The organism is Stenotrophomonas sp. YJH_SMC_37, assembly GCF_059370035.1.
On record NZ_JCAFTG010000023.1, the window covers coordinates 1 to 25,755 of the forward strand.

The window sequence follows — 25,755 nt, forward strand, 5'->3', positions numbered from 1 at the left end:
CTGTGGCGACGAGCAACGGCTTTGACTGATGTGGAGGTCTTGCAGGCCTCTTTGGCGACCTGCAGTTTGAAACGAGCGTCGTATCTGTTCATGTATCCCTCGGGGTTGGATCTGGCGTCCAACTCCCGGGGGTCACTTCAGGGACGGGTTTACGGCGTCCCCCGCGACCGGACCCATCCCGCCATCCCACAGGAAACCAGCTTTTGACGTTGCTTTGGCTGCGGCGGTTGCCTCTGCGGGTGCCGGGTGCAACCCGGCCGACGCCCCCAACCCGTACAATATCCGGATGCCTCTGATTACCCTACAGAACGTCGACTTCAGCGTCGGCGGCCCGTTGTTGCTGGAAAAGGCCGAACTGTCGATCGAGCCGGGCGAACGCATCGCCCTGATCGGCCGCAACGGCGCCGGCAAATCCACCCTGCTCAAGCTGCTGTCCGGCGACCACAAGCCCGATGACGGCGAAGTCCGCGTGCAGCAGGGCGTGCGCGTCACCCGCCTGGAGCAGGAAGTGCCGCACGGCGCCGCCGGCTCGGTGTTCGACGTCGTCGCCGATGGCCTCGGCGAGCTGGGCCAGTGGCTGGCCGAATTCCACCACCTCAGCCATGCCGAAGTCTTCGATGGCGAAGCCCTCGGCAACGTGCAGGCCAAGATCGATGCCGCCAACGGCTGGGGCCTGGACCAGCGCGTCAGCGAAACTCTGACCAAGCTCGACCTGGATGGCGAGGCCGAGTTCGGCCGCCTGTCCGGCGGCATGAAGCGCCGCGTGCTGCTCGCCCGCGCGCTGGTGTCCAGCCCCGATGTGCTGCTGCTGGACGAACCGACCAACCACCTGGACATCGAGGCCATCGACTGGCTCGAAGCGTTCCTGAAGGGCTGGAGCGGCAGCGTGGTGTTTGTCACCCATGACCGTCGATTCCTGCGTGCCCTGGCCACCCGCATCGTCGAGATCGACCGCGGCCAGGTCACCAGCTGGCCAGGCGACTGGGCCAACTACGAGCGCCGCCGCGAGGAACGCCTCAACGCGCAGGCGCAGGAAAACGCCCGCTTCGACAAGCTGCTGGCGCAGGAAGAAGTCTGGATCCGGCAGGGCATCAAGGCCCGTCGCACCCGCGACGAAGGCCGCGTGCGCCGCCTGAAGGCGATGCGCGTGGAGCGTTCGCAGCGCCGTGATCTCAGCGGCAACGTCAAGATGGAAGCCGCGCAGGGCATCAGCTCCGGCAAGAAGGTCATCGACGTCAAGGACATTTCGTTCGCCTTCGGCGAGCGCACCATGGTCCGCGATTTCACCACGACCATTCTGCGCGGCGACCGCATCGGCCTGATCGGCCCCAACGGCAGCGGCAAGACCACGCTGTTGAAGCTCCTGCTGGGCGAGCTGCAGCCGGCCAAGGGCGAAGTCAACGCCGGCACCAACCTGCAGATCGCGTATTTCGACCAGTACCGCGCGGTGCTCCGCGAAGACTGGAGCGCGATCGAGAACGTCGCCGAAGGCCGCGATTTCCTCGAGTTCAACGGCAAGCGCAAGCACGTGCATGCCTACCTGCAGGACTTCATGTTCACCCCGGAACGTGCGCGTGCGCCGATTACCCGCCTGTCCGGTGGCGAGCGCAACCGCCTGCTGCTGGCCAAGCTGTTCGCGCAGCCGTCCAACCTGCTGGTGATGGACGAACCGACCAACGACCTGGACGTGGAAACCCTGGAGCTGCTGGAAGAGCTGCTGGGCGAATACACCGGCACCCTGCTGCTGGTCAGCCACGACCGTGACTTCATCGACAACGTGGTCACCTCCACGCTGGTGATGGAGGGCGATGGCGTGATCGGCGAGTACGTGGGCGGTTACAGCGACTGGCAGCGTTATGCGGCCAGCATCGCAGCGCCTGCCGCGGCCCCTGCGGCCAAGCCGGCGGCCGCTGCGCCGGCCACCCCGGCTACCGCAGCTCCGGCCGCACCCAAGCGCAAGCTGGCCTACAAGGAAGCGCGCGAACTGGAGCAGCTGCCGAAGACCATCGAGAAGCTGGAAGGCGATGTCGAAGGCCTGACCTCGGCGATGAACGACCCGTCGTTCTACACCCGCAGCAGTGCTGAAGTGACGGCGCACACCCAGCAGCTGGCCAAGGTGCAGGCCGAGCTGGATGCCGCGTACGCGCGCTGGGAAGAGCTGGAAGGCTGAGCGTTGACCGGCGCCAGCGATCGCGCCGATTGATGTAGAGCCGAGCCCACGCTCGGCTCAGCAGATCCACGCCATGCGTGGATATCCGGAATCTGTGCGGACCAACGGTCCGCACCTACCAACCGACGGTCCGCACCGACCGGGGGGCCGGCCGTCATTTGACCCCGTGCAGATCCCGCAGCTGGCTCGGCCGGCTGCCGAAATACGCCGCCAGATCGGCGATGTCCTGATCGCTGAGGTCCTTCGCCTGCGGCGTCATCAGCGCATGCTGGCGTTCACCGGCGCGGTAGGCCTGCAGTGCATGCGCCAGGTAGTCGCCGTACTGCCCACCCAGCTTCGGGTAGGTTGGATCGATCGGCGCATTGCCATCGGCCCCGTGGCAGTCGATGCAGCTCTGGTTGGTGGCCTTGCCCTTCACCCTGGCGCGGGCTTCACCGGCGGCCTCGCGGCCTGCGGGCAGGCCGGCCGAAGACGAAGAGCCGTGTTCGCCGCTGGCGTGGCCCGGGTCGGCGGCGGATTTCTCGCTGTTTTCCACCTGCGACTGCGAACAGGCGGCCAGCAGCAGGGCAACGGACAGGGCGATGGCATGACGCATCGGATGCGCGGCTTTCGACATGGGCGGGCCTTACTTGACGGTGGACAGGTAAACAGAGAGATCAGCGATCTCCTGTTCGCTGAAGCTCATCGACTGCGCCTGCATCGTTGGATGCCGGCGCTTGCCCTGGCGGTACTCGGCCAGGGCCTGGGCCAGGTACTGCTGGGTCTGGCCGCCGATCTTCGGCACCCGGTAGCTGGGGTAAGCGTTCTTGTAGCCGGTGATGCCGTGGCAGCCCTGGCAGGTGTAGGCCAGCACGCGGCCATTGTCGAAGTTGCCGGTGGGCGCGGCAGGAGCCGGGGCCGGAGCGGGTGTGGCAGGAGCAGGAGCGGGCTGTGCGGCGGCCCCAAGGGGCAGGAGGACGGCCAGAGCGAGACAAGCGGCGAGCGGCTGCGGGCGCATGGTGTCGTTTCCGGGGATTCGGGTCTGGTCGTTCCGGCGTGGGGTACGGAACGACCCGAGTATAGCCTCAGGTTTCATCTAGCTGAAATGGGGTCGGGCCGACCAGCGGCGTGAAGACACCATGACCTTTGGGATATGGTGTTGCCGTGAAGTGGTGCATTACTTTGCTACCACACCTGTCCACGCATCCTCCAGGGACCTGACGATGTCGCACCCAACCTTCCTGTCTGGCCGTCGCAGCGGAATCTGCGCTGCCGCACTGCTGATCTCCACCTCCCTGCTGCTGGGCGGTTGCGCCGCAGGGCCCAATTCCGAAGCCAAGGCCGCCGACACCAAGGAGGAGAAGAAGGTCGATGCGGTCCCGGTCGAAGTGGCCGTGGCCAGCCATCGCGCGGTCGCGGCCAGTTACACAGGCACCGCCGCGCTGGAACCACGCGCCGAGTCGCAGGTGGTGGCCAAGACCTCCGGTGTGGCGCTGGCGGTGCTGGTCGAGGAAGGCCAGCGGGTCACCGCCGGCCAGCCGCTGGTGCGCCTGGACCCGGACCGCGCACGCTTGGCCGTAGCCCAGAGCGAAGCGCAGATGCGCAAGCTGGAGAACAACTACCAGCGTGCACAGAAACTGGTTGGTCAGCAGATGGTCAGTGCGGCCGATGTCGACCAGCTGCGTTTCGACCTGGAGAACGTCCGCGCGCAGTACCGCCTGGCCACGCTGGAACTGTCCTATACCACGGTGGTGGCGCCGATCTCCGGCGTGATCGCCTCGCGCTCGATCAAGACCGGCAACTTCGTCCAGATCAACACGCCGATCTTCCGCATCGTCGACAACTCGCGCCTGGAAGCCACCCTCAACGTGCCCGAGCGCGAGCTGGCCACGTTGCGCGCCGGTCAGCCGGTAACCCTGGCCGCCGACGCGTTGCCGGGCCAGAGCTTCACCGGCACCGTCGACCGCATCGCGCCGGTGGTGGATTCGGGCAGCGGCACGTTTCGCGTGGTCAGTGCCTTCGATGGCGCCGCGCACGCGCTGCAGCCCGGCATGTTCGGGCGCATCCGCATCGATTACGACCAGCGTGCCGATGCGCTCGTGGTGCCGCGCCTGGCGCTGCTCGACGACGGTGAGCCGGCGGTGTTCCGGGTGCGCGAAGGCAAGGTCGCACGCGTTCCGGTCAAGCTGGGTTACGCCGAGGGCCCGTGGGTGGAGATCCGTGATGGCCTGGCGGCCGGTGATCAGGTGGTCACCGCCGGCAAGGTCGCGCTGCGCGACGGCACCGCAGTGCAGGTGATCGCCGATCCGAAGGCAAAGGCGAAGACGGTCGCAGCGGCCGCCAAGCCGGCAGACAAGGCCGGGAGCAAGCAATGACCGCCCCGGGCCACGACCACGGTGCCTCGCCGGCGAGCGACGGCGCCGCCGCCGGCATGCGCGGCGGCCTGGTGGAATTCGCCACCCGCCGCCGCGTGACCATCGCCATGTGCACGGTCACCCTGCTGCTGTTCGGGCTGATCGCGCTGGGCAACCTCAAGGTCAACCTGCTGCCCGACCTGAGCTACCCGACGCTGACCGTGCGCACCGAGTACACCGGTGCGGCGCCGACTGAAATCGAAACCCTGATCACCCAGCCGGTCGAAGAAGCGGTGGGCGTGGTCAAGAACCTGCGCAAGCTGAAGTCGGTCTCGCGCACCGGCCAGAGCGATGTGGTGCTGGAGTTCGCCTGGGGCACCAACATGGACCAGGCCAGCCTGGAGGTGCGCGACAAGATGGAAGCGCTGAACCTGCCGCTGGAGGCCAAGGCCCCGGTACTGCTGCGGTTCAATCCATCCACCGAGCCGATCATGCGTCTGGTGCTGTCGAGCAAGGACGCGCCAGCCACCGATGCCGATGCGATCCGCGAGCTGACCGGCCTGCGCCGCTATGCCGATGAAGACCTGAAGAAGAAGCTGGAGCCGGTCACCGGCGTGGCAGCGGTCAAGGTCGGTGGCGGCCTCGAGGACGAGATCCAGGTCGACATCGACCAGCAGAAGCTGGCCCAGCTGAACCTGCCGATCGACACCGTCATCAAGCGCCTGAAGGACGAGAACATCAACATCTCCGGTGGCCGCCTGGAGGAGGGCTCGCAGCGCTTCCTGGTGCGTACCGTCAACCAGTTCGCCGACCTGGAGGAAATCCGCAACCTGCTGGTCACCACCCAGGGCTCGAACGGCAGCGCGGCCGACTCGGCGTTGCAGCAGATGTTCAACATCGCCGCGTCGACCGGGTCGGCGGCCGCCATCGCGGCGGCGTCGGCGGCACAGAGCGCATCGTCCGGTAGTGGCTCCAGCGTGGTCGCCAACGGCGTGCCGGTGCGCCTGAAGGACGTGGCCACCGTGCGCCAGGGCTACAAGGAGCGTGAAGCGGTGATCCGCTTGGGCGGCAAGGAATCGGTGGAACTGGCGATCTACAAGGAAGGCGACGCCAATACCGTGTCCACCGCCGAAGCGCTGCGCAAGCGCCTGGAGCAGATCAAGGGCACGTTCCCGTCCGATGTCGAGATGACCACCATCGAGGACCAGTCGCGCTTCATCGAGCACGCCATCGCCGACGTCAAGAAGGATGCGGTGATCGGTGGCCTGCTGGCGATCCTGATCATCTTCCTGTTCCTGCGCGATGGCTGGAGCACCTTCGTGATCAGCCTGTCGTTGCCGGTCTCGATCATCGCCACGTTCTTCTTCATGGGCCAGCTCGGCCTCAGCTTGAACGTGATGTCGCTGGGCGGCCTGGCGCTGGCCACCGGCCTGGTGGTGGACGACTCGATCGTGGTGCTGGAGAGCATTGCCAAGGCGCGTGAGCGTGGCCTGGGTATCCTGCAGGCGGCCATCGTCGGTACCCGCGAAGTGAGCATGGCCGTGGTCGCCTCGACCCTGACCACCATCGCGGTGTTCCTGCCGCTGGTGTTCGTCGATGGCATCGCCGGCCAGCTGTTCCGCGACCAGGCAATGACCGTGGCGATCGCCATTGCGATCTCGCTGCTGGTGTCGATGACCCTGATCCCGATGCTGAGCTCGCTGAAGGGACGGCCGCCGCTGGCGTTCCCGGAAGAGGCACCGAACGAACCGTGGCAGCCGCAGAACCGTTGGCAGAAGCCGGTGGCGCTGGGGCGCCGTGGTGCCGTGGCGACCGCGCGCTGGAGCTTCTATGCACTGGCCTGGCTGGTCGTGCGGGCGTGGCGTGGCGTGGTGGCGGTGGTTGGCCCGGTGATGCGCAAGGCCAGCGATCTGGCGATGAAGCCCTATGCCGGTGCCGAGCGCGGCTACCTGCGCCTGCTGCCGAGCGCGCTGGCGCATCCCGGCAAGGTGCTGGGCGTGGCCACGATCATCTTCGTGGCGACCATGGCACTGGTGCCGATGCTCGGTGCCGACCTGATCCCGCAGCTGGCGCAGGACCGTTTCGAAATGACGGTGAAGCTGCCGGCCGGCACGCCGCTGAAGCAGACCGATGCGCTGGTGCGCGAGCTGCAGCTGGCCCACGGCAACGGCGAGGGCGTGGCCTCGCTGTATGGCGTCAGCGGCAGCGGCACCCGCCTGGATGCCAGCCCAACCGAGAGCGGCGAGAACATCGGCAAGCTGACCGTGGTGATGGAAGGCGGCGGCGACGCGCGTACCGAGGCGGAGATCACCGAGCGCCTGCGTGACACCATGGGCCAGCATCCGGGTGCACAGGTCGACTTCGCGCGCCCGGCGTTGTTCAGCTTCTCCACGCCGCTGGAAATCGAGCTGCGTGGGCAGGACATGGCGACGCTGGAAGTGGCCGGCCAGCGCCTGGCGGCAATGCTGCGCGGCAACGCGCACTACGCCGACGTGAAGTCCACGGTTGAAGAGGGCTTCCCGGAAATCCAGATCCGCTTCGACCAGGAACGTGCCGGTGCGCTGGGCCTGACCACCCGCCAGATCGCCGACGTGGTGGTGAAGAAGGTGCGCGGCGACGTGGCGACCCGCTACAGCTTCCGCGACCGCAAGATCGACGTGCTGGTGCGTGCCCAGGAAGGCGACCGTGCCAGCGTGGAGAGCATCCGCCGGCTGATCGTCAATCCGGGCAGTACCCGTCCGGTGACGCTGGACGCGGTGGCCGACGTGGTCGCCACCACTGGTCCCAGCGAGATCCATCGCGCTGACCAGACCCGGGTGGCCGTCGTGTCGGCCAACCTGCGCGATATCGATCTGGGCGCGGCCATGCGCGAAGTGCAGCAGATGGTGGCCGAGCAGCCGCTGGGCGCGGGTGTCGGCCTGCACATCGGTGGCCAGGGTGAGGAGCTGGCGCAGGCGGCGAAGTCGCTGATCTTCGCCTTCGGCCTGGCCATCTTCCTGGTCTACCTGGTGATGGCCTCGCAGTTCGAATCGCTGCTGCATCCGTTCGTGATCCTGTTCACCATTCCGCTGGCGCTGGTCGGTGCCATCCTGGCGCTGGCACTGACCGGCAAGCCCATCTCGGTGGTGGTGTTCATCGGCCTGATCCTGCTGGTAGGCCTGGTCACCAAGAACGCGATCATCCTGATCGACAAGGTCAACCAGCTGCGCGAGGCCGGCGTGGCCAAGCACGAGGCCCTGGTGGAAGGGGCACGCTCGCGCCTGCGGCCGATCATCATGACCACCCTGTGCACGCTGTTCGGCTTCCTGCCGCTGGCGGTGGCGATGGGCGAGGGTGCCGAAGTGCGCGCGCCGATGGCGATCACCGTGATCGGTGGCCTGCTGGTGTCGACCCTGCTCACCCTGCTGGTGATCCCGGTGGTATACGACCTGATGGATCGGCGCGGTGATGCCTACTACCGCGAGCGTGGCCGCAAGCACGTCGGCGAGATCGAGCCGGGTGCAGCAGGCAGCGCGGCGGGTGCGGAGGAACCGGCATGAGTGTTGCCGAGTTCTCCATCCGCCGTCCGGTCACCACCATCATGTGTTTCGTGTCACTGGTGGTGATTGGCCTGATCGCCTCGTTCCGGCTGCCGCTGGAAGCGCTGCCGGACATCTCCGCGCCGTTCCTGTTCGTGCAGATTCCGTACACCGGTTCAACCCCGGAGGAAGTGGAGCGGACCATCATCCGCCCGGTGGAGGAATCGCTGGCGACGATGACCGGCATCAAGCGGATGCGCTCGTCGGCGACCTCCGAGGCGGCGCTGATCTTCATCGAGTTCAGCGACTGGGACCGGGACATCGCCATCGCCGCGTCCGATGCACGCGAGCGCATCGATGCGATCCGCAGCGACCTGCCCGATGACCTGCAGCGCTACAACGTGTTCAAGTGGTCCAGCAGCGACCAGCCGGTGCTGAAGGTGCGCCTGGCCAGCACCACCGACCTGACCACCGCTTACGACATGCTCGACCGCGAGTTCAAGCGGCGCATCGAGCGCATCCCCGGCGTGGCCCGCGTCGACATCACCGGCGCGCCGCCGAACGAGGTGGAGATCGCCATCGATCCGAACCGGCTCAACGCGCATGGGTTGAGCATCAACGAGCTGAGCGAGCGCCTGCGCACGCTGAACTTCTCGATCTCGGCCGGCCAGATCGACGACAACGGCCAGCGCGTGCGCGTGCAGCCGGTGGGCGAGATCACCGACCTGCAGGAAATGCGCGACCTGGTGATCAACGCCAAGGGCCTGCGCCTGGGCGACATCGCCGACGTGCGCCTGAAGCCGGCGCGGATGAACTACGGGCGCCGCCTGGACGGCAACCCGGCCGTCGGCCTGGACATCTTCAAGGAGCGCAGCGCCAACCTGGTGGAGGTGTCGCGCGCGGCGCTGGCTGAAGTCGAGTCGATCCGTGCCGAAGCATCGATGCGCGACGTGCAGATCAAGGTGATCGACAACCAGGGCAGGGCGGTGACCTCCTCGCTGCTGGAACTGGCCGAGGCCGGTGCGGTCGGCCTGATCCTGTCGATCACGGTGCTGTTCTTCTTCCTGCGCCATTGGCCGTCCACGCTGATGGTGACCCTGGCCATTCCGATCTGCTTCACCATCACCCTGGGTTTCATGTACTTCGTCGGGGTGACGCTGAACATCCTGACCATGATGGGCCTGCTGTTGGCGGTGGGCATGCTGGTCGACAACGCCGTGGTGGTGGTGGAGAGCATCTACCAGGAGCGCGAGCGCATGCCGGGACAGCCGCGCCTGGCCTCGATCATCGGCACCCGCAACGTGGCCATCGCGCTCAGCGCTGGCACCTTGTGCCACTGCATCGTGTTCGTGCCGAACCTGTTCGGCGAGACCAACAACATCAGCATCTTCATGGCGCAGATCGCGATCACCATCTCGGTCTCGCTGCTGGCCTCGTGGCTGGTCGCGGTCAGCCTGATCCCGATGCTGTCCGCGCGCATGGCCACGCCCAAGCTGGTGCACTCGCAGACCGGCCTGATCGCGCGGCTGCAGCGCCGCTACGCCAGGCTGCTGGACTGGTCGCTGCACCATCGCGGCTGGAGCCTGCTCGGCATCGTGCTGGTGGTGCTGGTCAGCCTGGTGCCGATGAAGCTGACCAAGGTCGACATGTTCGGCGGTGATGGCGGCAAGGACATCTTCATCGGCTACATGTGGAAGGGCGCCTATACCTATCGGCAGATGTCCGAGGAGGTGGCGCGCGTGGAGAACTGGATCGACGCCAACCGCGAGCGCCTGCACGTCAAGCAGGTGTACTCCTGGTACAGCGAGCAGGAAGGCAGCTCGACGGTGGTCACCCTGGACGAGAAGTACGCCAAGGACATCAAGGCGCTGCAGGAAGAGCTGCGCAAGGGCCTGCCGAAGTCGGCCCGCACCGACTACTTCGTCGGCAACCAGGGCGGTGATGGCGGCGGTGGCGGCAACCAGGGCGTGCAGGTGCAGCTGGTGGGCGACTCCAGTTCGATGCTGCAGGAGATCGGCCAGGAAGTGGTGCCGCTGCTGGCCCAGCGTGCCGAGCTGCGCGACGTGCGCATCGACAACGGCGAGAAGGGCGGCGAGCTGAAGGTGCGCGTCGACCGCGAGCGTGCCGCCGCATTCGGCTTCAATGCCGAGCAGGTCGCCAGCTTCGTCGGCCTGGCCCTGCGCGGTGCGCCGATGCGCGAGTTCCGCCGCGGCGACAATGAAGTACCGGTATGGGTGCGTTTCGCTGGCGCCGAGCAGAGCAGCCCGGAAGACCTGGCCGGTTTCAGCGTGCGCACCGGCGACGGTCGCAGCGTGCCGCTGCTGAGCCTGGTCACCGTTGACGTCGGCTCTTCGGCCACCCAGATCGGTCGCACCAACCGCCAGACCACGCTGACCATCAAGGCCAACCTGGCCGAGAAGGTCACCGCACCGGATGGCCGCAAGGCGATGGAATCGGTGCTCAAGCCGATGAACTTCCCGGCCGGCTATGGCTTCACCTTCGATGGCGGCGACTACGGCAACGACGACGAAGCGATGCAGCAGATGGTGTTCAACCTGCTGATCGCGCTGGTGATGATCTACGTGGTGATGGCGGCGGTGTTCGAGTCGCTGCTTTTCCCGGCGGCGATCATGAGTGGCGTGCTGTTCTCGATCTTCGGTGTGTTCTGGCTGTTCTGGATCACCGGTACCTCGTTCGGGATCATGTCCTTCATCGGCATCCTGGTGCTGATGGGCGTGGTGGTGAACAACGGCATCGTGATGATCGAGCACATCAACAACCTGCGGCGCGGCGGCATGGGACGCACGCAGGCGCTGGTTGAGGGCTCACGCGAGCGATTGCGCCCGATCATGATGACGATGGGCACGGCGATCCTGGCGATGGTGCCGATCTCGCTGACCAACACGCAGATGTTCGGCAATGGTCCGGAGTACGCGCCGATGGCGCGCGCGATTGCCGGCGGCCTGGCGTTCTCGACCGTAGTCAGCCTCCTGTTCCTGCCGACCATCTATGCAGTGCTGGATGACCTGCGCAGTGCGGTGACGCGGCTGATCCGCCGCGCGCGAGGTGTGGAGAGGGTAGAGCCGGGCGCTGCCCGGCTGTAATGCGCGACAACGTGTTGTGGTGTGGGGGAGGCCGGTCGTAGTGGGGCGGCCTCCCCCTTTTTTTGGCTTGAGTCAGGCTTTGCGCAGGAACCAGGTCCGGCGCGTGTACTCGTGACCGAAATCCACCTGCCCGAATCGCGCGATCTCACGCTGACCACGCCTGTAATAGCGCCAAGGCGCTTTGGCCAGCGGAGGGGTTTGCCCGTAGAAAACATCCATGTGACCCACGGGCATCGACTTCGGGGTCACGTGCATGACCACGCTGCGGCGGGTTCCGGCAGAGGGATGCGGGGCGCCGCCATGGAACAGCTGCGGGTGCCAGACGATCACATCGCCTGGCTGCACGTGCACCGACTGCGGCTTCAGGCCAGCGTCTTCGCACTGGCGCGCCACCGCATCCTGATAGGCGGCCCAGCCCTCCGGCGACATGGCGCTGATCGGGCCGTCGCCGAAGACTTCGCGTCGCAGTGCCTGCACATCGATGGGCGGCAACAGGTGGCTACCCGGAACCACGCGCAGGGGGCCATTGCTTTCGTCAACCGCATCCAGCGCGGTCCATACCCCCATGTAGCGCTCGCCCGGGGACGTGCAGAACACTGGCGTATCGCGATGCAATGACTGCTCCGATCCGCGCTCGTAGTAGAGGCTGGTGTAGAGCGTGGTCGGTTCGCCGAGAAAGCGATCGCAGACGTCGATGGCCGGGTTGTCAGTGAGCAGGCGGGTCATCGCATCCACCGCCAGGTGCAGGTTGACGACCCGATACATGCGCTGGTGGTCGTCCAGGTTGCGCGAGACCGCCTTTGGATTGCGCTGTTTGAAGCGCGAGATGCGCTCGTTGATGTCCCTGACCAGTGCGGGTGCGATGGCCTGTCGCACCACCACGAAGCCATCGCGCATCAGCGCATCGTATGCATCCATTGGACTGTTCCTTCCTTAAATGCGGAGTATAGCTACGTGTGGCGGGACGTTACCCCGCCACCTTGCCCCACACCTTGAACGTGGTCAGCCACAGGCCGAGCATGCTGCCGATGTTGGTCAGCATGAACGTCAGCACCACGCGCGTGACCCGATTGCGGTACCAGCCCTTCAGGCTCTGCGCGTCGTCGCGCAGCTTGAGGAAGTCTTCGTACGCCGGCTTGCGCAGGCGCGCTTCCACCAAGGCCGAGAATGCGCCGGTCGGGATGCTCAGGCGGAACGGCTTGAACGGGGCCACCGCGATCGCGGTGAGGATGCTCAGCGGGTGACCGCCTGCCAGCAGGCAGCCCAGGCCCGCCAAGCCGCCGGTAAACATCGCCCAGGTCGCCAGCAGTTCGGTACCCACGCCCAGCCCGCCGCGGTAGAAGCCCACGCCGATGCCGGTCGCCACGATGGCCAGGATGCCCAGCGTGAACCACGGAATGTTGCGCTTCTTCGGTACCGCCTCCAGCTCGGCGCGCAGCGGTGCCGGTGCCTCGGTGTCGGTTTCCAGGTAACGCGCCAGGCCTGCCAGATGACCCGCACCGACAACCGCCAGCACTTCACGCTGCTGCGGGTCGTGTTCCTCGCGCAGGCGCGTGGCCATGTAGCGGTCGCGCTCGCCGATGATGGTCTCGTACAGTGCCGGGCTCTCGCTGGCGAACTCGCCGAAGCTCGATTCCAGCATGTCGCCCTGCTTGAGCTTCTCGATCTCGTTCTCGCCCACTTCCTCGGACGAGAACAGGCCGGCGCCGAGACCGGCAACCAGCTTCAGCTTGCCGAAGAAGCCCAGCCGCTGCGAGGCGCGGCGGAAAGTCAGGCCGACCTCGCGGTCGATCAGGTGCACCGGCAGGTTGCGCTCGCGCGCCAGGTCCACCGCGCGCTTCAGCTCGGCACCGGGCTCGATGTCGAGCTGTTCGGCCAAGCGGCGCTGGTAGGCGGACAGGGCCAGGTTGGCGGCGAACAGGGCGACGCGGCCCTTGCGGATCACCTCGACCAGGTCGAGCTTGGCCAGCGTATCCGGGTCGCTCAGCGCCTGCAGGCGCTGCGGGTCCAGTTCAACGGCAACGGCATCGAAGCGGCCGCTGTCGATGGCTTTCTCCACTGCTTCGACGCTGGCGCGCGAAACGTGGGCGGTGCCCAGCAGGGTGTAGCGCACGCCGTCGCGTTCGACGACGCGCACCGGCTGGCCGGCGAACAGATCGTCGCCGGTCTCGGGAAGGGTTTCGGTCATGGGTTCATTCATTGAAAGGTGCGGTTTCGGCGCCATCGCCGAGCGCGCGCTGCATCTGCACGGTGTCCAGCCAGCGGCCATGCTTGCGGCCGAGGCCACGGAACACGCCCACCAGCTCGAAGCCGAAGCGTTCGTGCAGCTTGATCGAGGCGGTGTTGGTCGGTTCGCCGATCACGGCCACCATCTGCCGGTAGCCACGCGCCACGCAGGCATCGATCAGGGCCTGCAGCAGGCTGGTGCCGACGCCCTTGCCCTGGAACGCGGCATCGACGTAGACCGAGTTCTCCACGGTCCACTGGTAGGCAATGCGGGTGCGATAGGTGTTGGCATAGGCATAGCCCGCCACCTGGCCGTCGATCTCGGCGACCAGGTAGGGGAAGCCACGATCAATGATGTCGCGCATGCGGCGCAGCATCTCGGTCGCGTCCGGGATGTCGTACTCGTAGGTGTTGACGAAATCGGTCACTTCCACCGCGTAGATTGCGGTGATCGCGTCGATGTCGGCCGGGCCGGCATCACGGATGAGGACGGCCATGCGCGGGCTCCGGCTCAGTCGATGTAGCGCTTGAGCAGGTCGCCGTATGCATCGATGCGGCGATCACGCAGGAACGGCCAGATGCGGCGCACATGCTCGCTGCGCTGCAGGTCGACGTCGCACAGCAGCACGGTGGCCTCGGTGCCGGCCTCGGCCAGGAACTCGCCCTGCGGGCCGAGCACGTGGCTGTTGCCCCAGAACTGGATGCCCGACGCGCCCAGCGGCGACGCCTCGTGGCCGACGCGGTTGCAGCTCAGCACCGGCAGGCCGTTGGCCACGGCGTGGCCACGGTGGCTCAGCACCCAGGCGTCGCGCTGGCGGGTCTTCTCGTCCTGCACGTCGTCCGGGTCCCAGCCGATCGCGGTCGGGTAGAGCAGCAGCTCGGCGCCGGCCAGCGCCATCAGGCGTGCCGCTTCCGGGTACCACTGGTCCCAGCACACCAGCACGCCCAGGCGGCCCACCGACGTATCGATCGGCTTGAAGCCGATGTCGCCCGGGGTGAAGTAGAACTTCTCGTAGAAGCCCGGGTCGTCCGGGATGTGCATCTTGCGGTACTTGCCGAGCAGGGTGCCGTCCTTTTCGAACACCACCGCAGTGTTGTGGTACAGGCCGGCGGCGCGGCGCTCGAACAGCGAGCCGACCAGCACCACGCCATGCTTCTTGGCCAGCGCGCCCAGGCGCTCGGTGCTCGGTCCGGGAATCGGCTCGGCCAGGTCGAACTCGTCCACCGACTCGTGCTGGCAGAAGTACGGACCGTTGTGCAGTTCCTGCAGCAGCACCAGCTTGGCACCCTGCGCAGCCGCCTCGGCCACGCGTGCTTCGATCACCGCCAGGTTGGCGGCGGCGTCACCGTGGTTGCGCTCCTGGACCAGGGCGACGGTAAGGGGGCTGCGCGAGTTCATGCGGGGCGTTCCTGCGGGAGAAAACCTGCATGTTAGCGCGGATGGGCGGCCGCAGCGTGTTGCGCGCTGAATGGCGTCCGCACACGGTAGCGCCGGGCCATGCCCGGCGGATTTTCAGGTCGTCGCTGCGCTCGCCGGGCTTGGCCCGGCGCTACCGGTCCGGCTTATGCCTTCAACAGCCCTTCCGGCAGCTGCATGGTGATGCAGTGCAGGCTGCCGTTCTGCCAGATCAGCGATCGGCAGGGCACCTGCACGATCTCGCGGCCCGGATGGGCCTGGGCCAGCACGTCGCGGGCCAGGTCATCAGCCGGATCGCCGTAGGCCGGCATCAGCACCGCGCCGTTGATGATCAGGTAATTGGCGTACGACGCCGCCAGGCGGCGGCCTTCGTCGATCACCGGCTGTGCCCACGGCAGCGGGAACAGGCGGTACGGCTTCCCATCCTTGGTACGCAGCGCGGCCAGTTCGTTGCCCATCGCCTGCAGTTCGGCGTAGTGCGAGTCGCTCGCGTCGTCGCAGGCCTGGTAGACGATGCTGTCAGGCGAGGCGAAACGGGCCAGGGTGTCGATGTGGGCGTCGGTGTCGTCGCCTTCCAGGTAGCCGTGGTCCAGCCACAGCACGCGGTCCTGCTGCAGCCAGTTGGCCAGGTCGGCGCTCAGGCTTGCACGGTCGCGGTCCGGGTGGCGCTCGTGCAGGCACTTCCAGGTGGTCAACAGGGTGCCTTCGCCATCGGTCTCGATGCCGCCGCCTTCCAGCGCGAACGGGATGCTGCGCACCGGCGCGTCGTTGAACACGCCGGCCTGGTCCAGCACGCCCACCAGCTGGTCATCCAGGGTGGCGTCGAACTTGCCGCCCCAGCCGGTGAAGCGGAAATCCAGCAGCTGGAAACCGCCATCGGCACGGCGCAGGGTGATCGGGCCGGAGTCACGCAGCCAGGTATCGTCGTAGGCCGCCGTGGTGAAGTGGACCTTGTCCATGTCGATGCGGTTGGAGCGCAGCCGCATCTCGGCGTAGGTCTCCACATCGTCGTCGGCCACGCAGATCAGCACCGGCTGGAAGCGGGTGATGGCCGCGACCAGGGCGATGTAGGTCTCTTCCACCTGGCCCAGGCGGTCAGCCCAGTCGGTATCGGCGGTGGGCCAGGCAATCAGGACGCCGCTCTGGGCTTCCCACTCGGCAGGAAAACGAAGGGTCTGGTTCATGGTCTCGCTACACAGGCCCGCCCACGGCGGGTAAGGGGATCAGCGGATCGGCGGTTTCGGGCCGATTTCGTTCGGGTCCGCCTGGTTGGCCACCACGTCGATCACCTTCTGCTTCTCGAAGTAGACGGTGAACTGCGGGTACACCCAGCGGTTGATGGTCGGCCATTGCCGCTTCTGCCCGCCACGCGGCTGCAGCTGCTCGCTCGGCGCGCCGAACTGCGCCTGCACCTGCTGCATGCTCTGGCCGCGCACGGGCAGGGCACCGGCCGGCTTCTCGCGGGCGCGGTCGACAAGCAGGGTATCGGCCAGCGCCGGCGTGGCGGCGGCCAGGGTGGCCATCACGGCCAGGGCGGACAGGTAACGCTTCATCTCGATCTACTCCCCAGTGGTCAAGAAAGGCGATTACAGCAAAAACGGCAGGAAAAAGCCGCATAAACAAAAAACCGCCCGAAGGCGGTTTCTTGCATCGGGTCGGCCCCGCGTAGGGCCAGCCGCAGCCGGAAGGCTGTGAGGCTTAGCGCTGACGCGCCTTGAAACGCGGGTTCGACTTGCAGATGACGAAGATCTTGCCGCGACGACGGACGACCTTGCAGTCGCGGTGACGGGCCTTCGCCGACTTCAGGGAGGACAGGACTTTCATGGCATACCTCGGCGTAAACAGTAGTTGTTCGGGTGGAGCGTGGCCGCGATATGCGAAAGACAATCGGCAGTTGACGCTCGTTCAAGCCCGCCATTCTACCGGGCTTTTCCTCGTGGTTTCAAGTGGTTGCACAAAAGACCCCGCTGGGGGCGTCTGGCAGGGGCTAGAATGACCCCTTCACACGCTCTGGGACCCCCATGAATCCACTCGCTCCCGTCCTGACCATCGACGGCCCATCCGGGGCCGGCAAGGGTACCATCAGCCGCATCATCGCGCGCCGCATGGGCTGGCATTACCTGGATTCGGGTGCGCTGTACCGGGCGGTGGGCGTGGCCGCAAGCTGGGCCGACATCGACACCTCCGACGCCTCGGCGCTGGTGCGCTGCACCTTCGATACCCATGTTCAGTTTGTCGAGCAGGGCGATGCCATGCGGGTCATGGTCAACGGCACCGATGCCACCGACGAGCTGCGCCTGGAGACCACCGGCGCCCTGGCCTCCGCCATCGCCGCCATCCCCGAGGTCCGGGCCGCCCTGAAGGAGCGGCAGCGCGCATTCAGGGAGCTGCCGGGCCTGGTCGCCGACGGCCGCGACATGGGCACGGTGATCTTCCCGGATGCCCCCCACAAGGTCTTCCTGACCGCCAGCGCCGAGGAGCGCGCCGAGCGCCGGCATAAGCAGTTGAAAGACAAGGGGGTTTCTGTTAACTTTGATGACCTCCTGCGCGAGATCATGGCCCGCGACGCCCGTGATGCCCAGCGTACCGTGGCGCCCCTGAAGCCGGCAGACGATGCTGTCCTCATCGACACCACAGGCATCGGCATCGATGATGTCGTTGCCCGAGTGATGGATCTGCTTCCGGTTCCGGCTGCCTGATCCGTTCGCGCGGGAGCACTGCCAGCCGCATCGGCAGTGGTCGCGCAAAGCAGTGCTGTACCCGCTCCGTCGCGCAATGATGCGTGGCGGTTTTCCTACTACACACGACCTGCGTTTCCGGGGTCGACCAACAGGCGGGCGGTCGCCATTCCCCTGAAGGGGACGCCACCGACCCATGTGTCCAACAGAGTAAATCTAATGACCGAATCATTTGCCGAACTGTTTGAAGCCAGCCAGGCCAACCTGGCCAAGCTGAAGCCGGGCGCCATCGTCAGCGGTACCGTTGTTGAAGTCCGCGGCGACGTCGTGGTGATCAACGCTGGCCTGAAGTCCGAAGGCATCGTGCCGATCGAACAGTTCCGTAACGACGCTGGCGAAATCGACGTCGCCGAAGGCGACATCGTCAAGGTCGCCCTCGACTCGATCGAGAACGGCTTCGGCGAAACCGTCCTGTCGCGCGAGAAGGCCAAGCGCGCGATGGTGTGGGACGAGCTGGAAGAAGCGTTGGAAAAGAACGAAACCATCACCGGCCGCATCAGCGGCAAGGTCAAGGGTGGTTTCACCGTGGACATCAAGGATGTCCGCGCCTTCCTGCCGGGTTCCCTGGTCGATGTGCGCCCGGTGCGCGATCCGGCCTACCTGGAAGGCAAGGAGCTCGAGTTCAAGCTCATCAAGCTGGACCGCAAGCGTAACAACGTCGTGGTCTCGCGCCGCGCTGTCGTCGAAAGCGAGCACTCGGAAGAGCGCGAGCAGCTGATGGACAAGCTGCAGGAAGGCGCGATCCTGAAGGGTGTCGTCAAGAACCTGACCGATTACGGCGCGTTCGTGGACCTGGGCGGTATCGACGGCCTGCTGCACATCACCGACATGGCGTGGAAGCGCGTGCGTCACCCGTCGGAAGTCGTGAACGTCGGCGACGAGCTGGACGTCCGCGTGCTGAAGTTCGACCGCGAGCGCAACCGCGTTTCGCTGGGCCTGAAGCAGCTGGGCGAGGATCCGTGGGACAACATCGGCCGTCGTTACCCGGCCAACAGCCGCGTCTTCGGCAAGGTCTCCAACGTCACCGATTACGGTGCGTTCGTTGAGATCGAGCCGGGCGTCGAAGGCCTGGTGCACGTCTCGGAGATGGATTGGACCAACAAGAACGTCAACCCGTCCAAGGTTGTGCAGGTTGGTGATGAAGTCGAAGTGATGGTGCTGGACGTCGATGAAGAGCGTCGCCGCATCTCGCTGGGCATGAAGCAGGTTGCCGCCAACCCGTGGGAAACCTTCGCTGCCACCCACAAGAAGGGTGACAAGGTGTCGGGCCAGATCAAGTCGATCACCGACTTCGGCATCTTCATCGGCCTGGACGGCGGCATCGACGGCCTGGTCCACCTGTCCGACATCAGCTGGAACACCACCGGCGAAGACGTCGTTCGCAACTTCAAGAAGGGCGATACCCTGGACGCCGTCGTCCTGGCTGTCGATCCGGAGCGCGAGCGCATCTCCCTGGGCGTGAAGCAGCTGGAGCAGGATCCGTTCGGCCAGTACATGGCTGCCAATCCGAAGGGCTCCAAGGTCGAAGGCGTGGTGAAGGAAGTCGACGCCAAGGGCGCGATCATCGAGCTGGCTGACGGCATCGAAGGTTACGTCTCGGCCCGCGACATCGCCAACGAGCGCGTTGACGACGCCACCCAGCACCTGAAGGTCGGCGACAAGGTCGAAGCCAAGTTCGTGGGCATGGACCGCAAGGGCCGTACCCTGCAGCTGTCGATCAAGGCCAAGGACGACGCGGAAATGCGCGAAGTGCTGGAGGAATACCAGTCCTCTTCGGCTTCCAGCGGCACCACCCAGCTGGGCGCACTGCTGCGTGCACAGCTGAACGGCAACAAGTCCGAGTAATCGGCCTTAGGCTGTTCGTTGTTTCCTGGACGGCCCGGGCCTTGCCCGGGCCGTTTCAGGCTGAGATACCCCTGATGTGAGCCGGTAATGACCAAATCCGAACTGATCGAAATCCTTGCGCGCCGCCAGGCGCACCTGAAGGCCGATGATGTCGATCTGGCGGTGAAGTCGTTGCTGGAAATGATGGGCGGATCGCTGTCCGCCGGGGATCGCATCGAAATTCGTGGTTTTGGCAGCTTCTCGCTGCATTATCGGCCGCCGCGCCTGGGTCGCAACCCGAAGACCGGCGAGTCGGTTGCCCTGCCGGGCAAGCACGTCCCACATTTCAAGCCGGGCAAGGAACTGCGCGAGCGTGTCAGCAGTGTGCTGCCGCTGGACGCCGATCCGGCCTGAGCCTCCCGTCGCGCCACCGCGTGCGAATCCAGCCGCGAGTCGGATAAGCTACGGACTCCTGCCACTGGAGCTGTCGCATGAAGGTTTTTCGTCTGCTGGTCCTGCTGGCGGTACTCATTGTTGGGTTGATCATCGGTGCCATGAACATGGACGAGATGACCATCAACCTGCTGTTCACCCAGCTTAAGACCTCGGTCGGCGTGGCCATCATTGCCGCGTTGCTGATCGGCGTCATCGTTGGTGCTGGCCTGGTGCTGGTGAGCGTGGTCATTCCGCTCTACAGCCAGCTGCGCCGCGCCAACAAGTCCGCTGCCGCCACGCCGGCACCGGTTGCCTCCCCTCAATCTTTTGATGGACGCTGATCGAAGATGGATTTCGTCACCGAGTGGTTCTGGTTCTTCCTGTTCGTTCCGCTGGCCGCACTGGCCGGGTGGGTGATCGGACGGCGTGGTGGTCAACGCCACGGTGACAACCAGGTCAGCCGCCTGTCCAGCACCTACTTCCGTGGCCTGAACTACCTGCTCAACGAGCAGCCGGACAAGGCCATCGAGCTGTTCCTGCACATCGCCGAGCTGGACAAGGAAACCTTCGAGACCCAGGTCGCGCTGGGCCACCTGTTCCGCCGCCGCGGCGAAGTCGATCGCGCCATCCGCCTGCACCAGGGCCTGGTCAACCGGCACGACCTCAGCGATGCGCAACGCGTGCAGGCGCTGCTGGCGCTGGGCGAGGACTACATGAAGTCCGGCCTGCTGGACCGTGCCGAGACCGTGTTCACCGAACTGGCGCAGCTGGACCAGCGTGCCCCGCAGGCACTCAAGCACCTGATCGGCATCTACCAGGCCGAGCGTGACTGGGAAAAGGCGATCGACAACGCGACCCGTTTCGAGGACGTCACCGGCGAGCCGATGGGCAAGCTGATCGGGCAGTTCGAGTGCGAACTGGCCGAACGCTTCCGCGGTGCCGGAAAGCTGGAAGAGGCGAGGGCGGCGATCGCCCGGGCCTACCAGGCCGATGCGATGTCGGTGCGTGCCGGCATCATCGAAGGGCGCCTGGAAACCGACGCGGGCAATCCGGAAGCGGCCGTACGCGCGTTCGAGCGTGCTGCGCGCAATGATCCGGAGTACCTGCCGGAGCTGCTGCCGGCGCTGATGCAGAACTACCGCAAGGTGGGTGATCTGGCAGGCGCGCGCGCTTTCCTGTCGGAGATGACCGAGCATTACCGTGGCATTGCTCCGGTGCTGGCGCTGACCCGCCTGATGGAAGAGCAGGAGGGCGTGGCCCCGGCCCGTGCCTACCTGGGCCGCCAGCTCAAGGACCGCCCGTCGGTGCGTGGCGAGTCCGCGCTGATCGACCTGACCCTTGCTGAAGGCGCTGATTCCACGGCGACCCTGCACGACCTCAAGCACATCACCGACCAGTTGCTGGTACGCAACCCGGCCTATCGCTGCACCCGCTGTGGTTTCGGGGCGCGCACCCATCACTGGCAGTGCCCGAGCTGCAAGGAGTGGGGTACGGTCAAGCCGCTGTTGAATTACGCGGTGCTCTGATCCATGCCGTGGCTCGTGATGGGCGCGCTGCTGGGCCTGGCCCTGCTGAGTGCGGCACTGACCTGGGCGGCGCGGGGCTATGCGCTGCGCCGGCAACTGTTTGACCAGCCGGGCGAGCGCCGCAGTCACAGCGTAGCGACCCCTCGAGGTGGCGGCATCGCCATCGTCATCAGCCTGCTGGTGACCGCCGGTGTTGCCATGTGGGCCTGGCCCGCAGCGCTTCCGAGCCTGCTCGTGGCCGCCCTTGGCCTGGCGCTGGTGGCGGGTATCGGCTGGTGGGATGACCATCGGCCGCTTCCGGCCATGCGCCGCCTGATGGTGCATTTCATCGCCGCCGCGCTGCTGGCCGCGCTGGTCAGGGTGCATGGTGGCAGCTGGCTGCTGGCCGTGTTGGTCCTGCTGTTCACTGCCTCTCTGATCAACATCTGGAATTTCATGGATGGGATCAACGGCATCGCGGCCAGCCAGGCCGTTGTGGTGGCCCTGGGGCTGGCGCCGTTGCTGCCCTGGCCGTACTCGCTGGCGGCCATCGCGTTGGGCCTGGCGTGCCTGGGCTTCCTGCCGTTCAACTTCCCACGGGCCCGGATCTTCATGGGCGATGTCGGAAGTGGCGCGCTGGGTTATGCGGTTGCGGCGGTGCTGGCACTGGCCAGTGTCAAGACCGACATCAACTGGATACTGCTGCTTGTGTCGGCATCGCCGTTCCTTGTGGACGCGGGCTTCACACTGCTGGCGCGCATCATTTCAGGACAACGCTGGATGGAACCCCATACCCAGCATGTCTACCAGCGCGCGGTGCAGGCAGGAGCCAGTCACGCCCGGGTAACAGGGATGTACTTTGCTTTGGGCCTGTTCAGTATTACAGTGCTTAATGTCTGCTCCAACTTGCAGCCGAGGTGGGAGGCTGCCGTGGCGATCGCGTGGTTCATTGCGCTGAGCGTCCTCTGGCTCCTCCTGCGCAATGGATTGCGCCACCGAAAAGGAAATACCTGACTTATGGCTTCACCCTGGCGGGACAGAATCCTCGGCCTGATGCCGCGTTCGGCCATCGTCTGCCACGACCTGTTCATGGTCTGGGCATGCTGGCAGCTGCTGCATGCAGGGCGGTACTCGATCCTGGCCAACGCCCCCGAGCTCCCTCTCTGGAACGTCGACACCACGCTGGTGCTGCTGCTGCAGGGCCTGGTGTTCTGGCGCGTGGGCCTCTATCGGGGGCTGTGGCGGTTCGCCAGCGTCAGCGACCTGCTGAACATCTTCAAGGCCAGCTTCATCGGCATGGTGGCCATCGTGCTGGTGCTGATGTGGAAGCGCTTCGATGGCGTGCCGATGTCGGTGCTGGTGATCTATCCGTTCGCGCTGTCGGCGCTGCTGGGCGCGCCGCGCCTGCTGTACCGGGCCTGGAAGGACTACCAGGCGCTGCAGTCGGACTCATCCGCGCGTCGCGTGCTGATCCTGGGTGCCGGCCAGGCCGCCGAGACCCTGGTCCGTGACCTGCGCCGTTCAGGCAATTTCGAGCCGGTCGGCCTGCTGGACGATGCGCCGCACCTGCGCGGTGCCAAGCTGCAGGGCCTGCCGATCCTCGGCACCCTGGACGATGCGCCGACCGTGGTCCGTGAGACGGCGGCCAAGCTGCTGGTGATCGCCATCCCCTCGCTGGACGCCGCAGGCATGCAGCGGATCGTGGCCATCTGCGAAAGCACCGGCGTGCCGTTCCGCACCGTGCCCAAGCTCAGCGACATCCTGCAGGGCCAGTCGCTGCCGGGGCAGTTGAAGGAAGTGGCGATCGAGGATCTGCTCGGCCGCAAGCCGATCATGCCGGACTGGAACCTGATCCGTGGCTGGTTGGGCGGGCGTACGGTGATGGTCACCGGCGCTGGCGGCTCGATCGGCTCCGAGCTGTGCCGCCAGTGCGCGCGTCACGGTGCCGGTCGCATCATCCTGCTCGAGATCAGCGAGCTGCTGTTGCTGACCATCGAGGGTGAGCTGCGACGCAGCTTCCCGGACGTCGAGGTTGAAGCAGTGCTGGGCGATTGCGGCGACCCGGCGGTGATCCGCCATGCGCTGTCGCTGCATCCCGTCGACACCGCCTTCCATGCCGCCGCCTACAAGCATGTACCGGTGCTGGAGCGGCAGCTGCGCGAGGCGGTGCGCAACAACATCCTGGCCACAGAGAACGTGGCCCGCGCCTGCCTGGAAGCGCGCGTCGAGCACTTCGTGTTCATTTCCACCGACAAGGCCGTCGACCCGGTCAATGCGCTGGGCGCCAGCAAGCGCTATGCGGAAATGATCTGCCAGAGCCTGGACCAGAAGTCCACGCATACCCGTTTCGTCACGGTGCGCTTCGGCAACGTGCTGGCCTCGGCCGGCAGCGTGGTGCCACTGTTCCGCGAACAGATCCTGCGGGGTGGGCCGGTGACCGTCACCGACCCGGAAGTCAGCCGCTACTTCATGACCATCCCGGAGGCCTGCCAGCTGATCCTGCAGGCCGCCGCCTCGGCGTCGCACGGTGCGATCTATACCCTCGACATGGGCGAGCCGGTGCCGATCCGCGTACTGGCCGAGCAGATGATCCGCCTGGCCGGCAAGCAGCCGTACAAGGACATTCCGATCATCTACACCGGGCTGCGTCCGGGCGAGAAGCTGCACGAGACGCTGTTCTATTCGGACGAGGACTATCGTTCCACCGCGCACCCGAAGATTCTCGAGGCCGGTGTGCGCGCGTTCTCACGTGACCTGGTGCTGGGCAATGTTCCGCGCCTGCGCGATGCCGTGGCTGGTTACGACACCACCAGCATCCAGGAGATCCTGTTCGCGACAATGCCGGAGTTCTCGCCAATCGAACAGGATGCTTACATTTCATCCGCTAAAGTCGTGCCCTTTCCGGCACGTGAGGCCAACAGGCACCAATGAGCAAGCGAATTCGCAAGGCAGTTTTTCCAGTGGCAGGGCTCGGGACGCGCTTCTTGCCGGCAACCAAGACGGTTCCGAAGGAAATGTTGCCGATCATTGATCGTCCGCTGATCCAGTACGCGGTCGATGAGGCAATCGAAGCTGGTTGCGACACGCTGGTGTTCATCACCAACCGCTACAAGCATGCCGTGGCCGACTACTTCGACAAGGCTTACGAGCTGGAGCAGAAGCTCGAGCGCGCCGGCAAGCAGGAGCAGCTGGAGATGATCCGTCATGTGCTGCCCAATGGCGTGCGCGCGATTTTCGTGACCCAGGCCGAAGCACTGGGCCTGGGCCACGCGGTGCTGTGCGCCAAGGCCGTGATCGGCGACGAACCGTTCGCGGTGCTGCTGCCGGATGACCTGATCTGGAACCGCGGCGACGGCGCACTGAAGCAGATGGCCGACCTCAACGAGGCCAGTGGCGCCAGCGTCATCGCTGTTGAAGACGTACCGCATGACAAGACCGCCAGCTACGGCATCGTTGCCACCGAGGCGTTCGATGGCCGCAAGGGCCGCATTTCGCAGATCGTGGAGAAGCCGAAGCCGGAGGACGCGCCCAGCGACCTGGCTGTGGTCGGCCGCTATGTGCTGAGCCCGAAGATCTTCGAGCTGCTGGAGCAGACCGGCAGCGGTGCCGGTGGCGAGATCCAGCTGACCGATGCGATCGCGCAGCTGCTGAAGACCGAAGAAGTCGATGCCTATCGTTTCGAGGGCACCCGCTTCGACTGTGGCACGCACCTGGGGCTGGTGGAGGCGACGATCCGTTTCGCGTTGGATAACCCGAAGCTGGCAGGGCCGGCGCGGGAGAAGCTGACGGCGATGTTGGCGGAATAGGGTTTATCAAGCGCTCCGTCAGCGCCTTGATTGATACGTGATGGGCGGGACGGGCGGGCCTTTGCAGGACACGCCGTAAACCCGTCCATGAAGTGACCCCCGGGAGTTGGACGCCAGATCCAACCCCGAGGGATACATGAACAGATACGACGCTCGTTTCAAACTGCAGGTCGCCAAAGAGGCCTGCAAGACCTCCACATCGGTCAAAGCCGTTGCTCGTCGCCACAGCCTGGAGGCCTCCACGGTCAGGCGCTGGGTGGCTACGTACCGGCTGCACGGTTGGCGCGGGTTTCGCCGCCAGGCCCGATCCTATGACTTTGCGTTCAAGCTGGCTGTCCTGGAGAAGATGAGTCAGGACGGTATGTCCGGGCGGGAGGCCACGACTTACTTCCAGATTGGCGATGCCGGCGCAGTGGGGCAGTGGCGGCGCCTGTATGCTGAGGGCGGTGCCCAAGCGTTGGCGCCACCTCCGCCGCCGCCCCGAAAGCCGATGAAAAAGACCCGTTCGTCCAAGCCACCTGAGGAGATGAGCCGCGAAGAGCTGCTCAAGGAAGTCGCCTATCTGCGTGCGGAGACCGACTACCTAAAAAAACTCGATGCCTTGATCCGGGAAGAGCAGGCGGCGCAAGACGCAAAGCGCAAGCCATCCAAGGATTGAGGCAGGTTCATACGCTGTCGC

22 protein-coding genes and 1 pseudogene are annotated in these 25,755 nt (G+C 65.8%); 13 read left to right on the forward strand and 10 right to left on the reverse strand.

What is annotated here, in order from left to right; genetic code table 11:
- On the reverse strand, positions 1-92 hold a 92-nt coding region (locus AC5P8J_RS19765; protein WP_332329010.1), incomplete at its 3' end, for a transposase.
- A gap of 194 nt (positions 93-286) precedes the next feature.
- On the opposite strand from AC5P8J_RS19765, the gene AC5P8J_RS19770 reads away from it, so the two are divergent.
- The gene (locus tag AC5P8J_RS19770) at positions 287-2,170 is read left to right on the forward strand and encodes an ATP-binding cassette domain-containing protein (RefSeq protein WP_019661288.1); all 1,884 of its coding nucleotides are present in this window, start codon (positions 287-289) and stop codon (positions 2,168-2,170) included.
- A 154-nt stretch (positions 2,171-2,324) separates the two neighbouring features.
- Here AC5P8J_RS19770 and AC5P8J_RS19775 read toward each other — a convergent pair whose 3' ends face one another.
- Positions 2,325-2,786 carry a c-type cytochrome gene (locus AC5P8J_RS19775; protein ID WP_495217081.1) on the reverse strand — a complete coding sequence of 154 codons (462 nt, stop codon included), beginning with the start codon at positions 2,784-2,786 and terminating at the stop codon, positions 2,325-2,327.
- 9 nt (positions 2,787-2,795) lie between these two features.
- Positions 2,796-3,167 (reverse strand): c-type cytochrome, encoded by a 372-nt coding sequence (locus AC5P8J_RS19780; protein WP_021204158.1) that lies wholly within the window; start codon positions 3,165-3,167, stop codon positions 2,796-2,798.
- 205 nt (positions 3,168-3,372) lie between these two features.
- Here AC5P8J_RS19780 and AC5P8J_RS19785 point away from each other — a divergent pair, with 205 nt between their 5' ends.
- From AC5P8J_RS19785 to AC5P8J_RS19795, 3 genes are read left to right on the forward strand one after another with little or no spacing between them, the layout of a single operon-like run.
- Positions 3,373-4,524: an efflux RND transporter periplasmic adaptor subunit gene (locus tag AC5P8J_RS19785; RefSeq protein ID WP_227854296.1), complete on the forward strand. Its 1,152-nt coding sequence runs from the start codon at positions 3,373-3,375 to the stop codon at positions 4,522-4,524.
- Positions 4,521-8,042, forward strand: coding sequence for an efflux RND transporter permease subunit (locus tag AC5P8J_RS19790; protein WP_494540158.1), 3,522 nt, complete (start codon positions 4,521-4,523; stop codon positions 8,040-8,042). The genes AC5P8J_RS19785 and AC5P8J_RS19790 overlap by 4 nt, the downstream gene beginning before the upstream one ends.
- A complete protein-coding gene (locus AC5P8J_RS19795) occupies positions 8,039-11,125 on the forward strand; it encodes an efflux RND transporter permease subunit (protein ID WP_134730487.1) in 3,087 nt (1,028 codons plus the stop codon). Before AC5P8J_RS19790 ends, AC5P8J_RS19795 begins: the two co-directional genes overlap by 4 nt.
- A 72-nt stretch (positions 11,126-11,197) precedes the next feature.
- Here AC5P8J_RS19795 and AC5P8J_RS19800 read toward each other — a convergent pair whose 3' ends face one another.
- The 7 genes from AC5P8J_RS19800 to ykgO all read right to left on the reverse strand — a co-directional run bounded on the left by AC5P8J_RS19800 (position 11,198) and on the right by ykgO (position 16,592).
- On the reverse strand, positions 11,198-12,043 hold the full coding sequence (locus AC5P8J_RS19800) for a phytanoyl-CoA dioxygenase family protein (RefSeq protein WP_021204154.1): 846 nt from the start codon (positions 12,041-12,043) through the stop codon (positions 11,198-11,200).
- A gap of 49 nt (positions 12,044-12,092) precedes the next feature.
- On the reverse strand, positions 12,093-13,313 hold the full coding sequence (locus AC5P8J_RS19805; protein WP_111104631.1) for a TraB/GumN family protein: 1,221 nt from the start codon (positions 13,311-13,313) through the stop codon (positions 12,093-12,095).
- 4 nt (positions 13,314-13,317) lie between these two features.
- Positions 13,318-13,848: a GNAT family N-acetyltransferase gene (locus AC5P8J_RS19810; protein WP_134735395.1), complete on the reverse strand. Its 531-nt coding sequence runs from the start codon at positions 13,846-13,848 to the stop codon at positions 13,318-13,320.
- A 14-nt stretch (positions 13,849-13,862) separates the two neighbouring features.
- Positions 13,863-14,750: a carbon-nitrogen hydrolase gene (locus AC5P8J_RS19815; protein WP_494540157.1), complete on the reverse strand. Its 888-nt coding sequence runs from the start codon at positions 14,748-14,750 to the stop codon at positions 13,863-13,865.
- Between the two features lie 164 nt (positions 14,751-14,914).
- Positions 14,915-15,952 (reverse strand): agmatine deiminase family protein, encoded by a 1,038-nt coding sequence (locus AC5P8J_RS19820; protein WP_019661297.1) that lies wholly within the window; start codon positions 15,950-15,952, stop codon positions 14,915-14,917.
- A gap of 39 nt (positions 15,953-15,991) precedes the next feature.
- Positions 15,992-16,291, reverse strand: a complete 300-nt coding sequence (locus tag AC5P8J_RS19825) for a hypothetical protein (RefSeq protein ID WP_227837998.1) — start codon at positions 16,289-16,291, stop codon at positions 15,992-15,994.
- A gap of 175 nt (positions 16,292-16,466) precedes the next feature.
- Complete coding sequence (gene ykgO, locus AC5P8J_RS19830; RefSeq protein WP_005409283.1) at positions 16,467-16,592, reverse strand: type B 50S ribosomal protein L36; 126 nt, start codon at positions 16,590-16,592, stop codon at positions 16,467-16,469.
- 197 nt (positions 16,593-16,789) lie between these two features.
- On the opposite strand from ykgO, the gene cmk reads away from it, so the two are divergent.
- From cmk to AC5P8J_RS19875, 9 genes and pseudogenes are all read left to right on the forward strand, one after another.
- Complete coding sequence (gene cmk / locus AC5P8J_RS19835; RefSeq protein WP_019661298.1) at positions 16,790-17,467, forward strand: (d)CMP kinase; 678 nt, start codon at positions 16,790-16,792, stop codon at positions 17,465-17,467.
- Between the two features lie 198 nt (positions 17,468-17,665).
- Positions 17,666-19,351: a 30S ribosomal protein S1 gene (gene rpsA / locus AC5P8J_RS19840; protein WP_005416230.1), complete on the forward strand. Its 1,686-nt coding sequence runs from the start codon at positions 17,666-17,668 to the stop codon at positions 19,349-19,351.
- Between the two features lie 87 nt (positions 19,352-19,438).
- Entirely contained in the window at positions 19,439-19,744 is a 306-nt protein-coding gene (locus tag AC5P8J_RS19845; RefSeq protein ID WP_005409286.1) for an integration host factor subunit beta, read from the forward strand.
- Positions 19,745-19,821: 77 nt separating this feature from the next.
- Positions 19,822-20,106, forward strand: coding sequence for a LapA family protein (locus tag AC5P8J_RS19850; protein WP_019661299.1), 285 nt, complete (start codon positions 19,822-19,824; stop codon positions 20,104-20,106).
- Between the two features lie 6 nt (positions 20,107-20,112).
- On the forward strand, positions 20,113-21,291 hold the full coding sequence (lapB, locus tag AC5P8J_RS19855; RefSeq protein ID WP_019661300.1) for a lipopolysaccharide assembly protein LapB: 1,179 nt from the start codon (positions 20,113-20,115) through the stop codon (positions 21,289-21,291).
- Between the two features lie 3 nt (positions 21,292-21,294).
- The gene (locus AC5P8J_RS19860) at positions 21,295-22,284 is read left to right on the forward strand and encodes an MraY family glycosyltransferase (RefSeq protein WP_021204149.1); all 990 of its coding nucleotides are present in this window, start codon (positions 21,295-21,297) and stop codon (positions 22,282-22,284) included.
- 3 nt (positions 22,285-22,287) lie between these two features.
- Positions 22,288-24,201 carry a polysaccharide biosynthesis protein gene (locus AC5P8J_RS19865; protein WP_019661302.1) on the forward strand — a complete coding sequence of 638 codons (1,914 nt, stop codon included), beginning with the start codon at positions 22,288-22,290 and terminating at the stop codon, positions 24,199-24,201.
- Complete coding sequence (galU, locus tag AC5P8J_RS19870) at positions 24,198-25,076, forward strand: UTP--glucose-1-phosphate uridylyltransferase GalU (protein WP_019661303.1); 879 nt, start codon at positions 24,198-24,200, stop codon at positions 25,074-25,076. The genes AC5P8J_RS19865 and galU overlap by 4 nt, the downstream gene beginning before the upstream one ends.
- A 136-nt stretch (positions 25,077-25,212) precedes the next feature.
- Positions 25,213-25,755 (forward strand): annotated as a pseudogene (locus tag AC5P8J_RS19875) (transposase); the annotation flags it as partial.

Bases quoted from the DNA above. Each gene is read 5' to 3' on its own strand.
- rpsA (WP_005416230.1), top strand. From the start codon at position 17,666: ATGACCGAATCATTTGCCGAACTGTTTGAAGCCAGCCAGGCCAACCTG.
- AC5P8J_RS19845 (WP_005409286.1), top strand. From the start codon at position 19,439: ATGACCAAATCCGAACTGATCGAAATCCTTGCGCGCCGCCAGGCGCAC.
- AC5P8J_RS19815 (WP_494540157.1), bottom strand. From the start codon at position 14,750: ATGAACTCGCGCAGCCCCCTTACCGTCGCCCTGGTCCAGGAGCGCAAC.
- AC5P8J_RS19785 (WP_227854296.1), top strand. From the start codon at position 3,373: ATGTCGCACCCAACCTTCCTGTCTGGCCGTCGCAGCGGAATCTGCGCT.
- AC5P8J_RS19795 (WP_134730487.1), top strand. From the start codon at position 8,039: ATGAGTGTTGCCGAGTTCTCCATCCGCCGTCCGGTCACCACCATCATG.
- AC5P8J_RS19860 (WP_021204149.1), top strand. From the start codon at position 21,295: ATGCCGTGGCTCGTGATGGGCGCGCTGCTGGGCCTGGCCCTGCTGAGT.
- ykgO (WP_005409283.1), bottom strand. From the start codon at position 16,592: ATGAAAGTCCTGTCCTCCCTGAAGTCGGCGAAGGCCCGTCACCGCGAC.
- AC5P8J_RS19805 (WP_111104631.1), bottom strand. From the start codon at position 13,313: ATGACCGAAACCCTTCCCGAGACCGGCGACGATCTGTTCGCCGGCCAG.
- AC5P8J_RS19775 (WP_495217081.1), bottom strand. From the start codon at position 2,786: ATGTCGAAAGCCGCGCATCCGATGCGTCATGCCATCGCCCTGTCCGTT.
- AC5P8J_RS19820 (WP_019661297.1), bottom strand. From the start codon at position 15,952: ATGAACCAGACCCTTCGTTTTCCTGCCGAGTGGGAAGCCCAGAGCGGC.
- AC5P8J_RS19850 (WP_019661299.1), top strand. From the start codon at position 19,822: ATGAAGGTTTTTCGTCTGCTGGTCCTGCTGGCGGTACTCATTGTTGGG.
- AC5P8J_RS19790 (WP_494540158.1), top strand. From the start codon at position 4,521: ATGACCGCCCCGGGCCACGACCACGGTGCCTCGCCGGCGAGCGACGGC.
- AC5P8J_RS19865 (WP_019661302.1), top strand. From the start codon at position 22,288: ATGGCTTCACCCTGGCGGGACAGAATCCTCGGCCTGATGCCGCGTTCG.
- AC5P8J_RS19800 (WP_021204154.1), bottom strand. From the start codon at position 12,043: ATGGATGCATACGATGCGCTGATGCGCGATGGCTTCGTGGTGGTGCGA.
- AC5P8J_RS19770 (WP_019661288.1), top strand. From the start codon at position 287: ATGCCTCTGATTACCCTACAGAACGTCGACTTCAGCGTCGGCGGCCCG.
- cmk (WP_019661298.1), top strand. From the start codon at position 16,790: ATGAATCCACTCGCTCCCGTCCTGACCATCGACGGCCCATCCGGGGCC.
- galU (WP_019661303.1), top strand. From the start codon at position 24,198: ATGAGCAAGCGAATTCGCAAGGCAGTTTTTCCAGTGGCAGGGCTCGGG.
- AC5P8J_RS19810 (WP_134735395.1), bottom strand. From the start codon at position 13,848: ATGGCCGTCCTCATCCGTGATGCCGGCCCGGCCGACATCGACGCGATC.
- AC5P8J_RS19780 (WP_021204158.1), bottom strand. From the start codon at position 3,167: ATGCGCCCGCAGCCGCTCGCCGCTTGTCTCGCTCTGGCCGTCCTCCTG.
- AC5P8J_RS19825 (WP_227837998.1), bottom strand. From the start codon at position 16,291: ATGGCCACCCTGGCCGCCGCCACGCCGGCGCTGGCCGATACCCTGCTT.
- lapB (WP_019661300.1), top strand. From the start codon at position 20,113: ATGGATTTCGTCACCGAGTGGTTCTGGTTCTTCCTGTTCGTTCCGCTG.